This window comes from Ignatzschineria sp. PL_is040, from assembly GCF_055813795.1.
Window position 1 is genome coordinate 1 of record NZ_JBVPGU010000013.1, and the last position, 19184, is coordinate 19184.

A 19184-nucleotide genomic window follows, 5' to 3' on the forward strand; every position below is an offset into this window, starting at 1 on the left:
CTTTAGAGGTCTGGCCACTCGTTACGATAAATTGAAAAATAGTTATATAAGTAATGTGGCTTTAGCATGTGCTTATATTTGGTTAAAATTATGAATGTGCAACAGACCCTACTCTCTATTTTTTTATTTCAAATGTTCAACAGACCCTAGATATAACATCAAAAAAAATTGCTATGTTTTGTCATCAAATAGTTAAGTATTAATAATCTTTTGGCAAGAGATCTTATCTAATGTTTGAGAGTGACTAGTTATTGTTAAGTATTGCAAAGTATAGATTAACGAATGCCAATAGATGCCAAGATAATGATAAATCACAGGAGAGAAGTAAGAGGAATAGTCCTTTTTTATAGCGATTTTATACAAGTTTAGGAATCGCAAGATGTGCATTTGTTCGACATAAATGTTCGACAAATGCTATATCTTGTTCTAGCGAAGTATAAAACTACCGTTTTTGTGAGGATTTTGAGCTTTAAATATAACTGATGATTTTATGTTTAAAACTGTATAGCTACTAAGAAAAACATACCAAATGTCCCAGTTATCATCTTCGAATACTTTTCTCATGGTATCTATCTACATATATTTCTGTATCTAGGCGATCAAAACAATGAAATGAGAGAGCAAACTATTAGTGGTTGTTGAATATTTAGGTTCAACAACCACCATAGAATCTAAAGGTTACTCAGCAGGAGTAATCCATATTGAATGGCTTAAGTTTTAAAGTATTTCGCTAAGATCAGGTACAGAATTATGTTTAAAGCTTTTATTAATACCATTATCTTTATGAATGCTTAGATCGAAGTGATCTTTTTTCTCAGGAAGTGGGTTGTTTTCTGTTTGTTGCTGAGGAGGCAAATTATTGTGTGTATTCTTCCTCATATCATCTGACTGTAAATTTGGGTTAGAAAAAACATATAAATTGCACAGTCTATAGAAGGTTCTTTCTGATATATCATACTTTTCAATTTTCATTAGACCTTTATAAATATTGCGAATAGCTAATCCATCTGCATAACAGTGCCTTATGACTTCCTGGTATTTCATAACATATTTTTTATTTGCAATACCTTTTCCTCTGTTAGTATTGCTTGCTGGGCTACAATTTTCGAAGTCATCTTTAATTATAGAAATAGCTCGTTCTTTTTCATGTGAGCTTAAAGGTAAAATATTTGTGTTTTTATTCATTCTAGTGGACTCCTATGTGATTGTTTAATTGATTTTGTATTTGCCAGAGACCCAATAACATTTCTGATTTAGAATTAGTGCCGTATTTTAGTATTTTTATAGGTAATTATTTATGAGCGCATCCAGCTAACCATTCATTGATAGTTGTTCTATTCCAACGACTTGCTCGGCCAATTTTTATTGGCTTAGGGAATTCATTTGTAGCAATACGCTTATATATCCAATCAGGATTGAATCCAATGATGCTAGATACTTCTTTAATAGTGATTAATTGATTTTCATCCTGAGTTTTACCAGAAAGAGTATCTGTCAGTAACTCCAGTGTTTGTTGAATTTCAGCTAGTTTTTGATTGATAATATGATTGTCATGTAGTGGTGAATTCATAACCATTGCTCCTTTAGCTAGATGGATAGGGTAGTTTTATTATTTGGTAATGACCAAAGATATTGAGGACCTTCATTAAAACCGGTAACTTTTAAGTGCTCTCTGGCGGTTCGTGTTTGTTTTTCACTGAACCCATGTTCTTTCATTGCCCTTTTAACGAAATTGATTTCTAGGGGGCCTTGCTCTAGGATTGAATTAAGGGTATCAATAGCACTATGATTTATGCGTTGATCTTCGCGCCTATTTAGATCATTAGAAATTTGATAAGCACTTTGGTCATGTTCTTTGATCCATTTTATTTTTGGAGCCGAAATGTTCTCTGTAATAGATACTTCTTCTACGGTAAATTCAAAACCACCTCGGTCCATTCCAAGATTGGACTTTGCTATACAAAAAACTTTACGATCGGAATTGGGAGAAGTAAGAACGGTTAAGGCGATCCTTGCTAAAGCAGAGAAGGCAACAGACCCGGTAATTCTTTCTACAGGGGATGTTCCTGCTGTACCCTTTGTAAAGTGCGTAATACCTAGGATGGCACACGATTTCTCTTCAGCTAGTTCAGTCACCCATCTGAGAGAGTTTCGGACATCCATCTGTTTATTAGAGTCCCCTTTGATGAGTGAGGTAATAGGATCAAAAATGATAAGATCAACCTCTTTTTTGGGAAAGCATTCGGATAGATGTCTAAGATCAACGGTAGGATCTATGGGCTGGGACTCATGATTATTGAAAGACATTGAGTCGATGAAAAATATATTGTCTAGATTTGCATTTGCAGCTATCAATCTTGGTTTTAATACATCCTCGATGGAATCTTCATCAGACCAAATGACAATACAGCTTTCACGTTTAAGCGTGTATCCATCAGGAAAAGGTCTACTATTTGAGAGTAATGCAGCAATTGTAACAGCGAGTAATGTTTTGGCTGATCCAGGAGGGGCAGCTAGCAAATGAAGCTTTCCCTTAGCTATATAATTCTCCCAAATCCATTGTATTTGGGACTCCTGATATTGTGATGCACTTTTTATTATTAACATATTTTAAATTCCGTGTAATATATGTAAAAGAATGTTGATATATTCATATTCGAAATAATACTATTTTATTCTAATGAATAAGTCAATACTCAAAAAGATACTTTGTTGCGTAAAAAAAAGGAATTATATGGAATTAAATGAAAGATTGAGAAAAGTCAGAAATGAGATGGGACTTACACAGGCTGATTTTGCAGAGTTAGGTGGAGTTAAGGTATTAGCTCAGACGAATTATGAAAGAGGAGTAAGGGTTCCTTCATTAGAATATTTACTTAAACTAAAAGAGTCAGGGATAGATATTAATTTTATTATTTTTGGAGAAGTAGTTGATGTAAATAAGCTCTCCAGCATGGACCACAAGTTATTATTTGCATATCAAAATGCATCTAAAGAAAGAAAGCAGGCGATAGAATTTGTCGCAGATATTCATACTAATGATAGTAGTCCTAAGGATGATGAAGAGGGGGATATCTCTAATCACCAGCCTGAAATCAAGAAAGATAAAAATGAAGATAATAACAATCTTTTTTCAACCTATTATTGGGGGGATGTCGTAAGAAATGCTTCTAAGCTTTTCTTTAAAGTAATGCCTATTTTTTTAATGGTAGCTATTCTTTTTTGGGGAGTAACTCATATTTTGATTACTGAATTTGTTTCTTTATTTCCAGAGGGAAGTTTGTTTGCTAATTTAGTAAGTTCAGGATTGGCTGTAATAGTATTGTTATTCATCACATTAGGAAGTATCAAGATTGGTGAGAGATTATTAAATCCTCAAGATAGTAATCTTGTTAGATTACGTCGATTAAAAGCATTATTAACGAAGTAATTTTGAGGAACTTATGAATACCGATCAGATTATTATTTATCCTACCGAAGATGGTGAAAATATCCGGTTACAGATCGTAGATAATGATGTTTGGATGAATCAGAAACAACTCTCAGAATTTTTTGACACCTCTAAACAAAACATCAGTAATCATGTTAAAAATATCTTTGAAGACCGAGAATTGCTGGAGTCATCAGTTGTCAAAGAATACTTGACAACTGGTGCAGATGGGAAAGAATATTCAGTAAAATATTATAATCTCGCGATGATCTTGGCGATTGGAATGAGAGTTCGTTCAATTAGAGGCGTACAGTTTAGAAACTGGGCAAATCAACATTTACAAGAGTTCCTAATAAAAGGCTTTGTGATGGATGATGAACGCCTTAAAACCGTGTCAGCTTATCAAGATTATTTTGATGAATTACTTGAACGTATCCGGGATGTTAGAGCTTCAGAGATGCGGTTTTATCAAAAGGTTAGAGATCTCTTATCTTTATCTTCTGATTATGATTCCAGCGATAAAGCGACTCAGATGTTCTTTGCGGAAATACAGAATAAGCTGTTATATGCAGTAACACAAAAGACTGCTGCAGAGCTTATCTGTGATCGAGCTGATGGCAATATACCTAATATGGGGCTTACAACATGGAAAGGAGCTCGTGTTCGTAAAGGTGATATCCAAATCGCAAAAAATTATCTAAACGAAGATGAGATAGATAGTCTGAATAGGCTAACGGTTATTTTCTTGGAGAGTGCTGAATTACGAGTAAAGTCTAAAAAGGATTTAACCTTAGGTTTTTGGCGTAATAATGTCGATGCACTTTTGGAGTTTAACGATTATCCCATTTTATCTGGTGCAGGTAATCGAAGTAAGAAGCAGATGGAACATTATACTAGCGAGCAATATTCTATTTTTGATCAGCTGTATAAGGACAATATGCAGAAAAAAGCTGATAATCAGGATTTGGTTGAACTTGAGAAGTTATCTGATAAGGTCAAATTATTTATTTAAGCAAAGAGATAGGTGCCGTCTACCCACAATCGTGTGTGTAGCTAAGATTACTCTTAGCTCATGTATCATAAAATACAGAAGCATACGTGAGTAGACGGCATAAACTAGTTATAAGGGAATAGATACTCTCTTTTTTCCAAACTGTTTTTTAGATAATTAGGGTTTCTCCAACTAACGATAAAATCTTCAGAAAGAAGTTGCTTACTATAATTATCAATATTTACAGTTATTAATTTTTTACTTTTACTACCAACGGTAATATTTTTTACTTCTAACATGATATCTTTTCTTATATTTTCGTCAATATAGGGGCAAGCAAGATAATCAAAGTAAAATAAAAAGTATTCAGTATCTCTGAACATATCAAGGTGCTTTAGAAGGAAGTTTTTAGCTTCATTTTCTAATCTCCTTCTGAGAGCACTGTACCCTTTTTTATTATTGATATACAACATAAATGTTATCCAACGAAAATAAAAATCACTCGTGTTAGAAGTCATACTTATAGCGCCAAAATAGTCTTCTATCTTCTTAGTTTTTAATTGATACTCATTTGGGAGCATTGTTAAAATAATAAGCAAATTTAATGTTTCTAAGCCGGTTATTTCATTGGCATGATTTATGAAAATATTGATAGCTTGTTTCACATGGTCAAAAATTTTTTTATGAATAATATCTTGGTAGTTCTTTGGCCAGTCAATAATTGCTTCAAGTACCTCATTAATAGATCGACCTAATTTGTCAGTAGGTCTTATTCTTATATCCATAGCATGAATAAAGAAAAGAACATCTAAATCAACCAAAAGCCAATTTAAGTGATGTTCTTCTATAGGTTCAGATTGAGATATATTTCCCAAGTAAGAAAGCATCCGTTTTGTGATTGCGCTAAGTAAGTAATTAGATATTGAAACATATTCAACATTATATTGCGCTAAAGCCATTTTTACGGACGAAATTATTTTATTGGCTTTGGAATCAGGATATTTTAATTTAGAGATGTGTTCTGAGGATACCTCTCCGTTTTTGTATCGGGAAGAAGAGTAGTCATTGACAGTATTTTTTAAAGAATGCTTGGCTAAGGAGATATTTGTAGCAAAGGGCCTAGAAGAAATAGTTGTCTTAGCTTCATTTAAATACATTTTATATTCAATTAAGCATTGTTCTAAGACTTTTATAAAAGCATTTTTTACATCCCCAGATCTATAAAATACAAAGTAGTCGTCTACATACCTTCTAAAGTTATAATCTTTAGAGATGTTATAGTCATATTTTTTCATATTTTCTACAATATTTAGGTCTATTTTCTGTAAGATAATTTCTGCAAAAATACGGCTAACCTCGGGACCGGTAATAATACCATTAGTTTCTTTATAATTAGTTACTTGCATTAAGTTATCAAAACTAGTATCAAAGCTTCCTTGAGTTTTTTCCTTTGCCAGTCGCTTATTTTTTATAGCCCACCCAATAGAATGAGTATATATACTAGGAAAGCATTTCGAGATATCCACTTGTAACATACTATGAAATTGTTTTTCTAATCTATGGTATTCATATGACTCAAAGAAACGATAGAGAAAAGGATATTTTTTATATTTAAAATATGAACTAGAAACGATCCTTTCTTCATCAAAATTTTCTACACCATGTACAAGATTTGATCCTTGTTGAGTTTTTCCATAAAATTTTGTCGAGATGCGATATGGGTGTCTTAGTGAAAATTCAGATTTTGTACAGTAATACTCAATAAGATCATTATATTTTTGATAAAAATTACAAACCTTTAATTGAGCCCCAGGATGCATTATTGATATTGTTCTTGGAGAGTTATTTCCACCTCGACTTATTTCGTAATTTAAAGGAATATATGTACCTGAGTTAGATTCAAAGCTTAAACCAGAAATTATGGTATATGCTTTTAGTTTGTTTGGATTCTTAAATTGAAGATACATATTATAATTTGAGAACCATAGTGGAAGCTCATATGGAAGAACATCAGTCAATAGGGTTCTAAACTCATCATTAATATCCACTTTTATGATATTAGTCATTGATCCAAATCTCCATAATTTCAGAGGTTTTGTTTTTAGTGAAGTTTGCTATTTTTTTATTTTTTGCATTTGAAAAAAAAGATATTTTTTCAATTCTTAGGCGATCTAAGATAGGAATCGAGAATCTAGCTTCTTTTATTTGATTTAAAAATAATCCATCTATAGTTTTTAGAGACTGAAAATTATCAGTTACGAGTTGATAATTATAAGCTATGCCTGCAAGCAAATGCCCGTTAGGCCCCTTTTTTACAGTTTTCAGCATAGATAAGTATTCAAGTCTTTGTTTTAATAGAGATATATTTTTAGTTTTTTTGTAATTGATAAGGCTTTTAACGACACGATGTTTTATTTTATTTATTTTTGAATTAGAAATACTTATAAAAACACGGTTCTCTTTATTTTTTTGAGGAAAGACTTGGATAGAATATCCTAAGTAATCAAAAGAGGCATTTTTAGTGGGGCAACTATAATACTTTTCTAGGTCAGTGTTAATAGTTAATCCTAGTTTTTTTAATATAGTATTTATTTCTATGTTTACAATTTCTTTACTACTACTTGGAATAAATAAAATAATATCATCGACATATCTAGCGCTATAAATGATGTGAGGATTAGAGGCTAGTTCTTTATCTAAGGTTTCTAAATATAATTCTGCTAGAGTCGGGCTAATAGATAACCCGCGTGGAAGTCCTTGGGTATTATAGTTTTTTATTAAATGATGATTAATATCTTTTAGTAATTTAAGACATTCAGGGGCTAATATTAAGTCATCTTCAAATTTGTCGATTAGAGCTTTTAATTTTATATTTTCATAACAGTTTTTAATATCTAACCTGATTATATGAAGATCTCCAGAATCTTGTAATAGAGTCGTGACTTGTTTAACAATTTTGGTTCTGTCTGATTGTCTTACTTTATATATTTTACGAATAAATCTATCGAGTAATCTAATTGCAAAATCGTCTTCGGGTCTAAGTACATTAAATATGTTTTTTTGTTTTAGAATAGTGGATTTAAATCCTGATATCTTTACTCCATTCTTTTTCCAATGCTCAGCTATGTATCGTACTGCTGTGTCAACATTACCATAATTTTGCACTAACCCCCATTTCCAGATGTCAGAAGAGGTTAGTACTTTTACTAGAGCTTCTTTTGTAAATGATTGTTTTAGCATATGTTTATCTTGATGAAGAAATAGTTAAACTTAAGAAAGTAAATTTTATATTGTTAAGAGTAGCATATGATACTGAATATTAAGTCCAGATTAAGGGTACTATATGGTTTAATATTTTGTCGGTAGCATAAGCAGTGAAAATAAAAAATATATACAATTCTTTTCAGAGTTATTTGATGATCATAAAATATTATAAGTGTTTTTATTATAAACAGCGCTGGAAATATATATTTGTTGTCTTTTTTAAGATGCCAAGAAACTTCTAGTAACTGGTATCATTGAAGTGTTCTCTTTCTATATTCACAGTATAGTTTGAAATAATTAACTAATTTGCTGTTATTGAGATGTATTGAAAAAAGGAAATGCATTATTATGTCGAGCCCTAATTATAATCAACAGTTAGCTATAGAGACGATTGATGGTCCCGTTTTAATAATTGCTGGACCGGGTTCTGGTAAAACATTTACTTTGATAGAGCGGATATGTAATTTGATTATTAATCAGAAAGTAGCGCCGGAACAGCTTCTGGTAGTAACATTTACAGAAAAAGCCGCAAGCGAATTAAAAACAAGAATATCGAATCGATTATTAGAACTTCAAGTAAATTTTAATGTGAATGAAATGTACTTAGGTACATTTCATTCGATTTGTCTTAGGATTTTAGAAGAAAATAAGGAATATACGAGATTAAAACAGAGCTATCATGTCTTGGATAGCTTTGATCTACAATATTTCATTTATCGAGAAATTGGACAGTTTTTAAATATAGATAAAAATCGTCTAGTTATCCAAGAGTTTAATCTTTGGAGGCAGTCAGAGCAATTAATCCGATCTTTACAAAAGATTATCGAAGAGGAAATTAATATTGATGATCTTAGATATTCTCAAGATCCGATATTAGAGACTCTTGCAGAGCTTTACGATCTTTATACTCAATTACTTTTGGAAAATAATTTTTTAGATTTTTCAGGCTTGCAATATGAAGTCATCCAGCTTTTTGATAATGCACCGCATATAGAGGAAAAGTTGAAGTCTCAGTTATTATACCTAATGGTCGATGAATACCAGGATACAAACACGATTCAAGAATCTATATTATTTAGAATGTTAGGTAAGCATCAAAACTTATGCGTTGTTGGTGATGATGATCAGGGGATTTATCGTTTTAGAGGCGCAACTATTCGAAATATATTAACATTCCCGGAAAAGTTTAAAGATCATATATGTAAAGTTATTGACTTGTCTGTTAATTATCGGTCACATAAGGATATCATTACTTTTTATAACCGATGGATGGATGATCCTATTTGGTTCGATAGTAATAGACATTATCGATTCCCTAAAATCATTAAGCCATCTGATATAGAATCTAAATCCTCAATTAATATATCAACTGTATCTTTAGTCACTCAGTCAAATGAAACTTGGTCTGAGTCAGTCATTAAATGTATTAAGAAATTAAAGCAAAATAGTAATATTACGGACTGGAACCAGATCGCTTTCTTGTTTAGGTCAGTTAAGAATAAAGATGTTAAGGAACTAGCTAGAAATTTAGAAAAAACAGGTATTCCTGTATATTCCCCCCGCTCAAATATGTTTTTTGAGCGATTAGAGATTAAATTATTTATAGGAGCTTTGATTTTTTTATTTCCTAGGATTGATAGTACAAAGAGCGAAAAAAGTAATTATTGGCCGTATTTAGATGGATTGTCGAATATTCATAAAGAGTTAGATAAATATTACAAAGAATGTCTTCAGTTATTTACTTTTGAGTTAAAAAAAGATGAAAATAAGGATCTTTTGAGATTCTGCCAAGAAAAAAGTAGCTATCATATTCGTTTAACAAAAAATACAGATTATGCTTTTACAGGATTATTTTATCAGCTTTTAGCATTTCCTTTGTTTAGCCAATTTATTGACGATAACCAAAAAAGCACCCGTTCTGGTCATAATTTATCTGAAATTACGAAAATACTTACACGATTTGAGTATTTTCATAAAGTCCACGTACTCACTAATAAAAATATCGATAACTTATTAAGAATACTATTTAATACATATTTGAGGTTTCTTTATGAGAGTGGTGTAGATGAATATGAAGATGCAATTGAATACGCACCTAAGGGGAGTGTTTCATTTTTAACTATCCATCAATCTAAAGGGTTAGAATTTCCAGTAGTAATTTGTGGGTCAGTTGATACCGTTCCGATGGAATCTAGGAACGATGTTGAGCTACTGCTAGATGAATATATCAAAACTAAGAATATAGAACCATCAGAACGAATGAAGGATTTTGATTTCAAAAGGTTGTTTTATACAGCATTTTCTAGAGCCCAAAATTTACTAGTATTATCATCAACTAAATTTACTAAGACAGGAAAGGCAACCTCGAAATATTTTGAGGAGTATTTTAACGATTTACCAAGCTTTTATGATTGTGAGGATAGTATTTATCAGACTAATTTTGAGACCATCAAAAGAAGTCACATTAAGCAGGAGTACTCATTTACTTCTCATATATCGGTATATGAGCGCTGTCCAGAACAATATAGACTCTATAAGGAGTTGGAGTTTTCACCTGTCAGAATGGGGTCACAGCTATTCGGTAGATTAGTGCACAGTACTATTGAAGATATACATAAAACTGTTTTACGTGGTGAACAGGATTCTATTAGTGAAACTCAGATTGAGGCATGGTTTGAAACTAATTATCAATTCTTGGTAAAGACCGAACGTCAATATCTTGCAGATTATGTGAAAAATGTAGCCTTGAGTCATGTTCAACGATATTACTCTATTGAAAAAAATAAGTTAGGTGATTTGTTAGAAGCAGAAATAGATTTATCTTTGATCAAGGACGAATATATTTTAACCGGTGTTATAGATTTAATAAAAGGAGACGGGGACTCAGTAGAACTGATTGATTTTAAATCAGAGAAAAAGCCAGATATTTTCAATAATATTGAATTGGTAGATCAACATAAAAGACAACTTGAAGTATATGCTCACTTAATTGAGGAGAAAACTGGCAAAACCGTCACGAGAACACACTTGTATTATACTGGTGAAGAACACGGCAGTCCCTATATTAGTTTTGATAGGGATGCTAGGAACATTGATCAAACAATAAAGACGTTTGATTCTATAGTTGAAAAAATAGAAAAAAGAGATTATCGCTTATCCGAAAGACCGACAAAGCTTTGTGGTGAATGTGATATGCAGCTTTATTGTGATAAAAAAAATTGGAATTTTAAAAAGGTTTAAATATTATGATGTTGGATCAAGAAAACTTGTATTTATATGCGGATGAACAAATTGAAATTGATAAGTTTCAGTTCGAGCCTATCAAGGGGTATCCAATGCTGAACTGGAAAGGTAAAAGACCATTCCGTTCTACTCAATATTATCCAGCTCAAAAAAAAGAAGTATATGGGGACTCTATAAATGGCTGGTTTAATAAACTGTTTTGGGGTGATAACTTACAGGTAATGAGTTATTTATTAAAAGATTACAGGGGAAAAGTTGATCTAATTTATATAGATCCACCTTTTGATTCTAAGGCGGACTATAAGAAAATAATTAAGATGAGAGGGGTGAATATTGTTAATGACTCGACCAGTTTTGAAGAGAAACAGTATACGGATATTTGGACAAATGATGAATATCTACAATTTATGTATGAACGATTATTATTAATGCGTGAGCTTTTAGCAGATACAGGGTGTATTTATTTACACTGTGATAGAACTAAGTCACATTTATTACGATGCCTTTTAGATGAAGTATTTGGGCAAGAAAATTTTTTAAATGAAATAATTTGGTGCTACAAAGAAAGGGAAACGTCTAAAAGAAATTTTAATAATAAACATGACACTATATTTTTCTATGCGAAAAACAAGTCATCGGGTTATACCTTTAATTATCAAGAGATAACTGAAGAATATTCGCCTGTAACCCTTAAGAAATTTAAATATACAGATGAAGATAACCGTAAATATCGTTTACGTGGACGTGATGGAACTAGTGATCCTAAAGAAGAAAGTGAAGATACATACAGGCAGTATCTTGATGAGCAAACTGGACCTTTAGCAAGAGATTGGTTCGAAATGCCATTTGTAAATCAGGCTGCTAGTGAGAGATTAGGCTATCCGACACAAAAGCCTGAAGCATTATTAGAGAAATTTATTAAAGCTTCCTCTAATAAAGGTGATCTAGTATTTGATTGTTTTATGGGCTCAGGAACTACACAAGCTGTAGCAATGAGGCTTGGAAGGCGATTTATAGGAGCGGATATAAATGTTGGTGCTATTCAGACAGCAACTAAACGGTTAGTAGGCTCATTTTTTGAGACCAATCAATACGGTTTAGAAGTTTATAATGTAAATCATTATGATATTTTCAGAAATCCTATTGAGGCAAAAGATTTATTGCTAGAGGCTTTAGAGGTACATAAATACCCGTCAGGATCCCTATTCGATGGAGAAAAGGACGGTAGAGTCGTAAAAATAATGCCTGTTAATCGTATTTCTACAAAAGCAGACTTAAATTCATTGATAGCTGGCTTTGATTATCAAAAGTGGGAGAAATTACAAAATAAAGCGCCTAATCAGGTAGTTGAAAGTATCTTATTAGTTTGTATGGGGCATGAGCCTGATCTTCAATCTTATTTAGAAATGGAGGTTTCTCCTTTTAAGATAGACGTTCAAGTTGTTGATATTTTAAAGGATAGATCTAACTTGGAATTTAAAAGGGATGCTGAGGCTCATATTGATATCAATGGGGATAAGTTATCTATTACTCAGTTTTATCCAATGAACTTACTTCAGAAATTATCTATACAACAGGAAGAAGTTAAAGATTGGAAAGAGTTGGTGGAAAGTATCATGATAGATTGGAATTACGATGGGGCGATATTACACCCTAGCGAATTAGATATACCTGAAAAAAATGCATTAGTTTCTGGTGAGTACAAAATTCCGGAAGATGCAGGCACTATTAGGGTCAAGATCACAGATCTACTTTCAGAATCTTGGGAAGGGGAAATTGAGTATGAGTAACAAGGTGTTACAGGATGAGTATGCTTTTTTTAATTTTTTATGGTTCTTCTATGTCACTAATCGTAAGAAAATAAGAGCTACATACAGAAAGTTGAGCATTAATTTCCTTGATTATAATGATCCATCTTTACATCCGCATAGAGCATTTTTGCGTAGGCCTCAATTTGAAGCTCTTGAAGTATATGTTTTCTTGAAAGAGTTTTTAAATAATGCAAAGGTCGAAGAAATTTTTCAGGATTGGTTTAATCGTGAAGGTCAATTTCAAGATAGAGATGATAGTGAAATGGTAAATCTGTTTGGACAACAGACACTATTTGAGGATATGACCCAGAAGCAATATGAGACTCTTTTTAGTAAGATGCAGGAAAATTCTCGTGAATATGCAAATTATATCTTTGCTTTGACAATGGGGACGGGAAAAACCATCTTAATGGCTACATGTATATTCTATGAATTTGTATTAGCTAACAAATGGCCAAAAGATAAAAACTATTGTCATAATGTTTTGGTTTTTGCCCCAGATAAAACGGTTTTACAGTCATTAAAGGAAATCCAGACATTTGATTTTACCAAAGTAGTCCCACCAGAATATTATAATTTCCTTTCTTCTAATATTCGTTTTCATTTTTTAGAAGAAGCAGGGACAGCATTGAGTACTATTGATAACTCAAGATTTAATGTGATCATTAGTAATACACAAAAAATCATTTTAAAGCGTCAAAATAAAGAAAAAACCCCTATAGATCGTTTATTTGAGACTCGGAAAGAAACGGTTAATATTAATGATAAAGAACTTGATGAATTAGATGCGATATCAGATCTTTATGATTTTGATATCACAACGGATGATGACTTAACAACGAATCAACGCTTTGATAAGTTAACTCGTTTAGGGCAATTAGGGATCTTTGTTGATGAGGCGCATCATGCCTTTGGTGAAAATTTGGCAAAAGATGTAGGTAGTTTAAAGGATAAACGTTTAACAAGTTTGAGATTAACCATAGATATGTTAGCTCAAACTATAGCTGAAAGGGGTTCTAGGGTCGTAGCTTGTTACAACTTTACAGGAACTCCTTATGTAAAGAAGGAAGTATTACCAGAGGTTGTTTATGCGTACGGCTTGCGTGAGGCTATTAACGAAGGATATCTAAAATTAACAGACTTAAGAGGATATGAAAATCCTAAGTCTGAAGAGTTTTTGCGTATTGCTGTTTTAGGTTTTTTGGAATCGATCAAAGGTTTAACTCCGGAGAATACAGAAGGCCTATTGCCTAAAATGGCAATATTCGCAACGACAATAGATGAAGTACGAAATGAGTTGAAACCTGCATTGGAAACAATATTATCTGAGCTAGGTATCAGTAGTTCAACAATTCTAGTTAACTTGGGTGATACTGAAACTACTAATGATGATATACGTGAGTTTAATAATCTAGATAAGAAAAGCTCAGAAAAACAATTTATCTTATTAGTTAATAAGGGAAGGGAAGGGTGGAACTGTCGATCTTTATTTGGCGTTACAATGTTCCGCTCTCCAAAATCAAAAATATTTGTGCTTCAGGCGACTATGCGTTGTTTGCGATCAATAGGCAATACTCAGAATACTGCTAGTATATTTTTATCTAAAGATAACTTAGATATTTTAAATGATGAGCTAGAGCAAAATTTCAAGATCTCCGTGTCTGAGCTGAATAAGACAGGCACAGAGAAAGAGATCTATAAAATAAAAGTATTAGACCAACCTAAATTAAAGCTACAGAGAGTAAGAAGGAATTATCAGGTTAAAACTAAAGAGCTTTCAGAAGGATTGAAATTATTGCCTGAGTTGGATAAAAAAGAAGAATGGTATGAGCTAACTAAAGGTTATAAGTTGATCGAAATTAGGCAAGAAGGGCTGTTAATTGAGGAAAAAGACTTTATGTCTAAATCTCAAATAGAAGATGTTACCTATTATCGCACCAAAGTCTGTTTTAGTTCTTTGATGCTTGTTGCTGAGATATCTCGATATTTGAACGAGAGTCCATTGAAGATTGAGAGCATACTATCTTCAACAGAAGAAGGAATTAATGGACTTTTAGTAGCTGTTAATGAGTACAATGAAGTTCTATATGACTACATCATTCCAAGACTATTCAGTTCTATGTATGATGTTTTTTCTGAAGATATAAAAGAGGAATATGAGATTGAGTTAGTTAAAACACCTCCTAATGGAGATTATTATGAGGTGAGAGCATTACCTGAAGATGTCGTTAAATATAGCGACATAAGAGTTATTCCATATAGAGATAAAAGCTTCCATCTAGATACCTACTGTTTTGATTCTAATCCTGAACAAGGTTTGTTTTGGCATTTGTTAAAGAACAGAAAGGTAAAGAAACTTTATTTTACAGGGATGTTGACTCATGGACAGTCTGATTTTTATATTCAGTACGTGGATCCTGAAACTAATCGTATTAGGCATTATTACCCTGATTTTTTATTCCAAAAAGAAGATGGAAGATACGTGATTGTAGAAGTTAAAGGAGATCACATGTTAGATGATTCAGTTGTTAAGGCCAAGGCCGAATATACTAAATTATTGGCAGAAGCATCTAATATGGAATATCAAATTATTAAAGGGACTGATGTTGATTATTTTCATGATCAACTGTTTTAATTATTGATTTGAAGTAATTGGTAATGCTATATACGTTGTTTTAGAGAAAGGGAATAAAATGGATTATGATTTTGATCAAAGATATAAAGATATTCCAGAGGAGTTATCAGAGACAGGACAAGGTATTGATATAGAAAGTACAGATGATGATGATGATATGGATCCGTTTAATCCTTCTGAAATATCTATACAGCAACGAGTAGTACCTATGGATGCAATTCTTCGGCGATTAAAGCAAGGAACTGTAAATTTAAGTCCTTCTTATCAGCGGAAGTTTGTGTGGGATCAAACAAGGAAAAGCAGATTAATAGAATCCATAATGTTAAAAATACCATTGCCAATGTTTTATGTTTCTGCTGATTTAGAGGGGCGCTGGGAAGTTGTAGATGGATTACAGCGACTATCAACTATACGAGATTTTATTATAGGTAATAAAGATGGGAAATTTTTGACATTAAAGAACCTTGAGTTTTTAGGTGATAGGTTTGATGGGAAAAACTTTTCGGAGATTGAAACTGATACTAAAGAGCAGAAGTGGGTTAATATTATTTATGAAGCTGAATTAAGATTTACTGTTATTGACCCAGGGACTCCTGAAGCAGTAAAGCGTAATATTTTTAAGCGAATAAATACGGGAGGAATGCCTTTAACAAGTCAAGAGATAAGACATGCTTTATACGAAGGGCAGTCATCACAGTTATTAAATGAGCTCGTTTCATCTGAAGTCTTTAAAAAGGTAGCAGGAAATAGAGTTGATAATAGTAGGCTAGGAGCTAGTGAATTAATCTTGAGATTGCTATCATTTATGATATTAGAAAGATCAACATATAAGTCCAGTATGGATAGTTGGTTAAGCAATACTATGCGAATAATGAATGTACTTCCTAATCCTACTGAAGAAGAAATTACTAAAATATTTTCTAAAGAAGAGATACGAAATATAAAAAAATTAGATTTAGATGATTTACGGTTGAAGTTTAATCTTGCAATGGAAAGAAGTTATGAGATTTTTGGAGAACATTCTTTTAGAAAATCATTGCCAGGAGATGTGAGAAAAAGCCCGATTAACAAGTCATTATTTGAGATTTGGGGAAATATTTTATCCGATTTATCTACTAATGATTTTAATAGCTTACTTTGCAATAAACAGATGTTATTAGATAGCTATAGAGAGTTAAAGAAAAAAAATATAGAGTTTGATAGTTTAATCAGTCGTCATTCATCTTCATCTAGGGGAATAAGTCAAAGTTATATAATTATTCGAGAGTTAGTTGAGAATATAATTTCAGGAAGAACAGTTAGATATGATTAGAAAAATAAATATTAAAAATTTGAAATCTTTAGTTGATATTGACTTAGAACTTTCTAATTTGACTCTATTGACAGGCTTGAATAATAGTGGAAAGAGTACTCTTATTCAAGCTATACGAATGTATATAAAGTCTTTTTATGATAAATCGCCTTATCTAGAAGGGCATGGTCGATTTTATGATTTGCTTTCAAAAACTGTCAGTAAGAAACAAAAAATAGAAATAAAAATAGATTCTAGTTGCGGAGAAGGTAAGTTAGTTATTGCTGAGGATTATATTGAAAATGTAAAAAAGGTTCCAGAATTGCTTTATGTTGGTGCTGATAGATTAGGCCCCCAGTTACATCTTCCGTTAAACACAGCTTTTGATTCGAAACTATCTGTGGGAGATAAAGGGGAGTATGTTGTGGATTTTATAAAGCGATTAATAGATGAAGGGTTTATTGTAAATGAGTCACTTGAGCACCCTGCAAGTAAAGGGATTGCTTTTGAATATGCTTTGAAAGGCTGGATGTCAGAGATTGCTCCAAATGTTGAATTTGAGTTCGTTATAAATTCTAAGGCTGATATAGGAAGTACAGAAATTGATAATTATAGACCTATCCATGTAGGGTTTGGATTAAGTTATACATTACCAATTGTAGCCGCAGCCTTAGGAACCGTAGCTAAATTACCTGATAGTGAGGGTTCACCTTTAGATTTGCGTAGCATACTATCTAATCATCAAAATTCAAGTTTAAGCAGTTGGATAAAGTCAAAAAAAGAGAATGGTATTTTATTGATTGTTGAAAATCCAGAGGCGCATTTACATCCTCAAGGACAAACAGCTATGGGGAAACTGTTAAGTTTGATTGCTAATAGTGGTGTGCAAGTAATAGTTGAAACGCATAGTGAACATGTTATGGATGGTATTAGAATCGCTGTTAAAGAAAAGATAATAGATTGTAAAAAAGTACAGTTTAATTATTTTGTTAAAAATCATGATGGTTGTTCTGAAATAGAAAGCCCTGAAATAGATTTAAATGGCAAGTTATCTTTTTGGCCAAAAGGCTTTTTTGATCAAACATTAAAAAACAGAGCTATTTTAGCAAGGAAGAGTTAATGTAAATATGGAATATGCAATTTGTATTAATAAAAATAGCTTTCCTGCGCCTACAGTTTCACAAGGTAAGTTATTTTTTGATGATGCTCTGCAAGGAGTTTTAGCTCTAAATAGTGGCAATGATAGATTTGTTTTTTATTTAGATAGCAATAAGGGATCTTTATTTGATTTTTTTATCGCTGAAAACTTAACAATTCAGTCATTTATTGAGGGACATGATGATCCTGATATTGGATTGTTTTTATATGAGGCAGAGGATAAGAGTCCCGCTTTAGACCATTTGTCGGATGAGCTTATTGAAAATATTTCACAACATAAATTTTATGTATCAGGGAAAGCTTATTGTGATTATCCTGATGTATATTCTTTGACCTGGGAACTTTCTGGAATAATGCTAAGCATATCAACAGCAGAAGTTTGGTCTAATAATTTTATTGATATTTCTAGAGTTGCTTCCGATGGTCGATTTTTATCCTCGGACGATATAGATGTCAATTTAAGAAATATTTTCAGCCAATCTTCTGGAGAATTTCATTCTAGAGAGCTTTGTGCTGATGAATCCATCGAGAAACTAATCGAACCTCATCTAATTTCTGAAGAATGTAAAGCTTGGTTTTTAAAATTAACGGAAGAGAATAAGAGCAAGGTGTTAGATAAATTAAGGTTAGCCAAATATAAAGAATTTGACGGTGGGGAACCATTATTTAAATCATTACATAATGGTGACGGCATTAGAGAAATCCGTCTTAATGCTTTTTCTGGGGGGGCTATTAGGATTTTATTTAAACATTTATTAGATAAAAAGTACGTTTTACTATACGGATTTATTAAAAAGGCAAATACAGAAGGGTATGACGAGGCACTAAGGCAGGCCAAAGATATTTACAGTGATTTGAAGCCTCTTGATCCAATACCCACTGTTTTGACATAGGGAACAATGGGCATCAGCCCCTTTTTTATTAGTAGTTAATAGCAGTTAATCTATCAATGACTTGTTTGTTATCTTCAATAGATTGGCACTGGTAATCCTCCCATTAATAACCGAAGTTAAAAGTAGAGGTTATGCAACCATTAAAGGTGGCTTTCCTTGGTTAGCTTGATGTGGTCTTTCATGATTATAATGCCAAAGCCACTTGGTGGCATAATCTTGTACTTCTTCAAGAGTATCAAACAGATTTTGGCTCAACCAACTATAACGTACAGTTCTATTGTAACGCTCGATATAAGCATTTTGCTGAGGATTACCTGGCTGAATATATTCAATTGTAATCCTCCCTTTTCTAATACCCGTAAGCTTACCCTAAAAAGACACAAGCCAAAACTAGAGATTTCTGTCATCATTATTTAGATGGAGGAAATCATGAAACGATCAAAATTTACAGAAACACAAATTGTAAAC

At 32.3% G+C, this 19184-nt stretch carries 13 protein-coding genes and 2 pseudogenes; 9 read left to right on the forward strand and 6 right to left on the reverse strand.

Annotation, left to right across the window (positions count from 1 at the left end; all coding sequences use genetic code 11):
• Positions 1–94 (forward strand): annotated as a pseudogene (locus tag AC0SAP_RS09880) (IS5/IS1182 family transposase); the annotation flags it as partial.
• 623 nt (positions 95–717) lie between these two features.
• Here AC0SAP_RS09880 and AC0SAP_RS09885 read toward each other — a convergent pair.
• The 3 genes from AC0SAP_RS09885 to AC0SAP_RS09895 all read right to left on the reverse strand — a co-directional run bounded on the left by AC0SAP_RS09885 (position 718) and on the right by AC0SAP_RS09895 (position 2607).
• On the reverse strand, positions 718–1185 hold the full coding sequence (locus AC0SAP_RS09885) for a hypothetical protein (RefSeq protein WP_473384038.1): 468 nt from the start codon (positions 1183–1185) through the stop codon (positions 718–720).
• Positions 1186–1291: 106 nt separating this feature from the next.
• On the reverse strand, positions 1292–1570 hold the full coding sequence (locus tag AC0SAP_RS09890; protein ID WP_473384039.1) for a helix-turn-helix transcriptional regulator: 279 nt from the start codon (positions 1568–1570) through the stop codon (positions 1292–1294).
• Positions 1571–1587: 17 nt separating this feature from the next.
• Positions 1588–2607, reverse strand: coding sequence for an AAA family ATPase (locus AC0SAP_RS09895; RefSeq protein ID WP_473384040.1), 1020 nt, complete (start codon positions 2605–2607; stop codon positions 1588–1590).
• 127 nt (positions 2608–2734) lie between these two features.
• Here AC0SAP_RS09895 and AC0SAP_RS09900 point away from each other — a divergent pair, with 127 nt between their 5' ends.
• Both AC0SAP_RS09900 and rhuM read left to right on the forward strand, forming a co-directional pair.
• Entirely contained in the window at positions 2735–3430 is a 696-nt protein-coding gene (locus AC0SAP_RS09900; RefSeq protein ID WP_473384041.1) for a helix-turn-helix domain-containing protein, read from the forward strand.
• A gap of 13 nt (positions 3431–3443) precedes the next feature.
• Positions 3444–4442: a RhuM family protein gene (gene rhuM / locus AC0SAP_RS09905; protein ID WP_473384042.1), complete on the forward strand. Its 999-nt coding sequence runs from the start codon at positions 3444–3446 to the stop codon at positions 4440–4442.
• 104 nt (positions 4443–4546) lie between these two features.
• On the opposite strand, the gene drt3b is transcribed toward rhuM, so the two are convergent.
• Together drt3b and drt3a are read right to left on the reverse strand one after the other, a co-directional pair.
• Positions 4547–6487, reverse strand: a complete 1941-nt coding sequence (gene drt3b, locus AC0SAP_RS09910; RefSeq protein WP_473384043.1) for an antiviral reverse transcriptase Drt3b — start codon at positions 6485–6487, stop codon at positions 4547–4549.
• Entirely contained in the window at positions 6480–7661 is a 1182-nt protein-coding gene (drt3a, locus tag AC0SAP_RS09915; RefSeq protein ID WP_473384044.1) for an antiviral reverse transcriptase Drt3a, read from the reverse strand. The genes drt3b and drt3a overlap by 8 nt, the downstream gene beginning before the upstream one ends.
• A 372-nt stretch (positions 7662–8033) precedes the next feature.
• On the opposite strand from drt3a, the gene AC0SAP_RS09920 reads away from it, so the two are divergent.
• Genes AC0SAP_RS09920 through AC0SAP_RS09945 form a run of 6 tightly spaced genes read left to right on the forward strand, consistent with a single transcriptional unit; the run spans position 8034 to position 18716 of the window.
• On the forward strand, positions 8034–10925 hold the full coding sequence (locus AC0SAP_RS09920; protein WP_473384045.1) for an ATP-dependent DNA helicase: 2892 nt from the start codon (positions 8034–8036) through the stop codon (positions 10923–10925).
• A gap of 5 nt (positions 10926–10930) precedes the next feature.
• On the forward strand, positions 10931–12718 hold the full coding sequence (locus tag AC0SAP_RS09925; protein WP_473384046.1) for a site-specific DNA-methyltransferase: 1788 nt from the start codon (positions 10931–10933) through the stop codon (positions 12716–12718).
• Positions 12711–15374, forward strand: coding sequence for a TnsA endonuclease N-terminal domain-containing protein (locus AC0SAP_RS09930; RefSeq protein WP_473384047.1), 2664 nt, complete (start codon positions 12711–12713; stop codon positions 15372–15374). The genes AC0SAP_RS09925 and AC0SAP_RS09930 overlap by 8 nt, the downstream gene beginning before the upstream one ends.
• Before the next feature lie 58 nt (positions 15375–15432).
• Positions 15433–16686 (forward strand): GmrSD restriction endonuclease domain-containing protein, encoded by a 1254-nt coding sequence (locus AC0SAP_RS09935; protein ID WP_473384048.1) that lies wholly within the window; start codon positions 15433–15435, stop codon positions 16684–16686.
• Positions 16679–17785: an AAA family ATPase gene (locus tag AC0SAP_RS09940; protein WP_473384049.1), complete on the forward strand. Its 1107-nt coding sequence runs from the start codon at positions 16679–16681 to the stop codon at positions 17783–17785. The genes AC0SAP_RS09935 and AC0SAP_RS09940 overlap by 8 nt, the downstream gene beginning before the upstream one ends.
• A 7-nt stretch (positions 17786–17792) precedes the next feature.
• Positions 17793–18716 carry a type II toxin-antitoxin system RelE/ParE family toxin gene (locus AC0SAP_RS09945; protein WP_473384050.1) on the forward strand — a complete coding sequence of 308 codons (924 nt, stop codon included), beginning with the start codon at positions 17793–17795 and terminating at the stop codon, positions 18714–18716.
• Positions 18717–18845: 129 nt separating this feature from the next.
• Here the strand turns inward: AC0SAP_RS09945 and AC0SAP_RS09950 are convergent.
• Positions 18846–19058: pseudogene (locus AC0SAP_RS09950) on the reverse strand (integrase core domain-containing protein); the annotation flags it as partial.
• Positions 19059–19184: the final 126 nt, after the last annotated feature.

Bases quoted from the DNA above. Each gene is read 5' to 3' on its own strand.
- drt3a (WP_473384044.1), bottom strand. From the start codon at position 7,661: ATGCTAAAACAATCATTTACAAAAGAAGCTCTAGTAAAAGTACTAACC.
- AC0SAP_RS09940 (WP_473384049.1), top strand. From the start codon at position 16,679: ATGATTAGAAAAATAAATATTAAAAATTTGAAATCTTTAGTTGATATT.
- AC0SAP_RS09900 (WP_473384041.1), top strand. From the start codon at position 2,735: ATGGAATTAAATGAAAGATTGAGAAAAGTCAGAAATGAGATGGGACTT.
- AC0SAP_RS09935 (WP_473384048.1), top strand. From the start codon at position 15,433: ATGGATTATGATTTTGATCAAAGATATAAAGATATTCCAGAGGAGTTA.
- AC0SAP_RS09885 (WP_473384038.1), bottom strand. From the start codon at position 1,185: ATGAATAAAAACACAAATATTTTACCTTTAAGCTCACATGAAAAAGAA.
- rhuM (WP_473384042.1), top strand. From the start codon at position 3,444: ATGAATACCGATCAGATTATTATTTATCCTACCGAAGATGGTGAAAAT.
- AC0SAP_RS09920 (WP_473384045.1), top strand. From the start codon at position 8,034: ATGTCGAGCCCTAATTATAATCAACAGTTAGCTATAGAGACGATTGAT.
- drt3b (WP_473384043.1), bottom strand. From the start codon at position 6,487: ATGACTAATATCATAAAAGTGGATATTAATGATGAGTTTAGAACCCTA.
- AC0SAP_RS09890 (WP_473384039.1), bottom strand. From the start codon at position 1,570: ATGAATTCACCACTACATGACAATCATATTATCAATCAAAAACTAGCT.
- AC0SAP_RS09945 (WP_473384050.1), top strand. From the start codon at position 17,793: ATGGAATATGCAATTTGTATTAATAAAAATAGCTTTCCTGCGCCTACA.
- AC0SAP_RS09925 (WP_473384046.1), top strand. From the start codon at position 10,931: ATGATGTTGGATCAAGAAAACTTGTATTTATATGCGGATGAACAAATT.
- AC0SAP_RS09895 (WP_473384040.1), bottom strand. From the start codon at position 2,607: ATGTTAATAATAAAAAGTGCATCACAATATCAGGAGTCCCAAATACAA.
- AC0SAP_RS09930 (WP_473384047.1), top strand. From the start codon at position 12,711: ATGAGTAACAAGGTGTTACAGGATGAGTATGCTTTTTTTAATTTTTTA.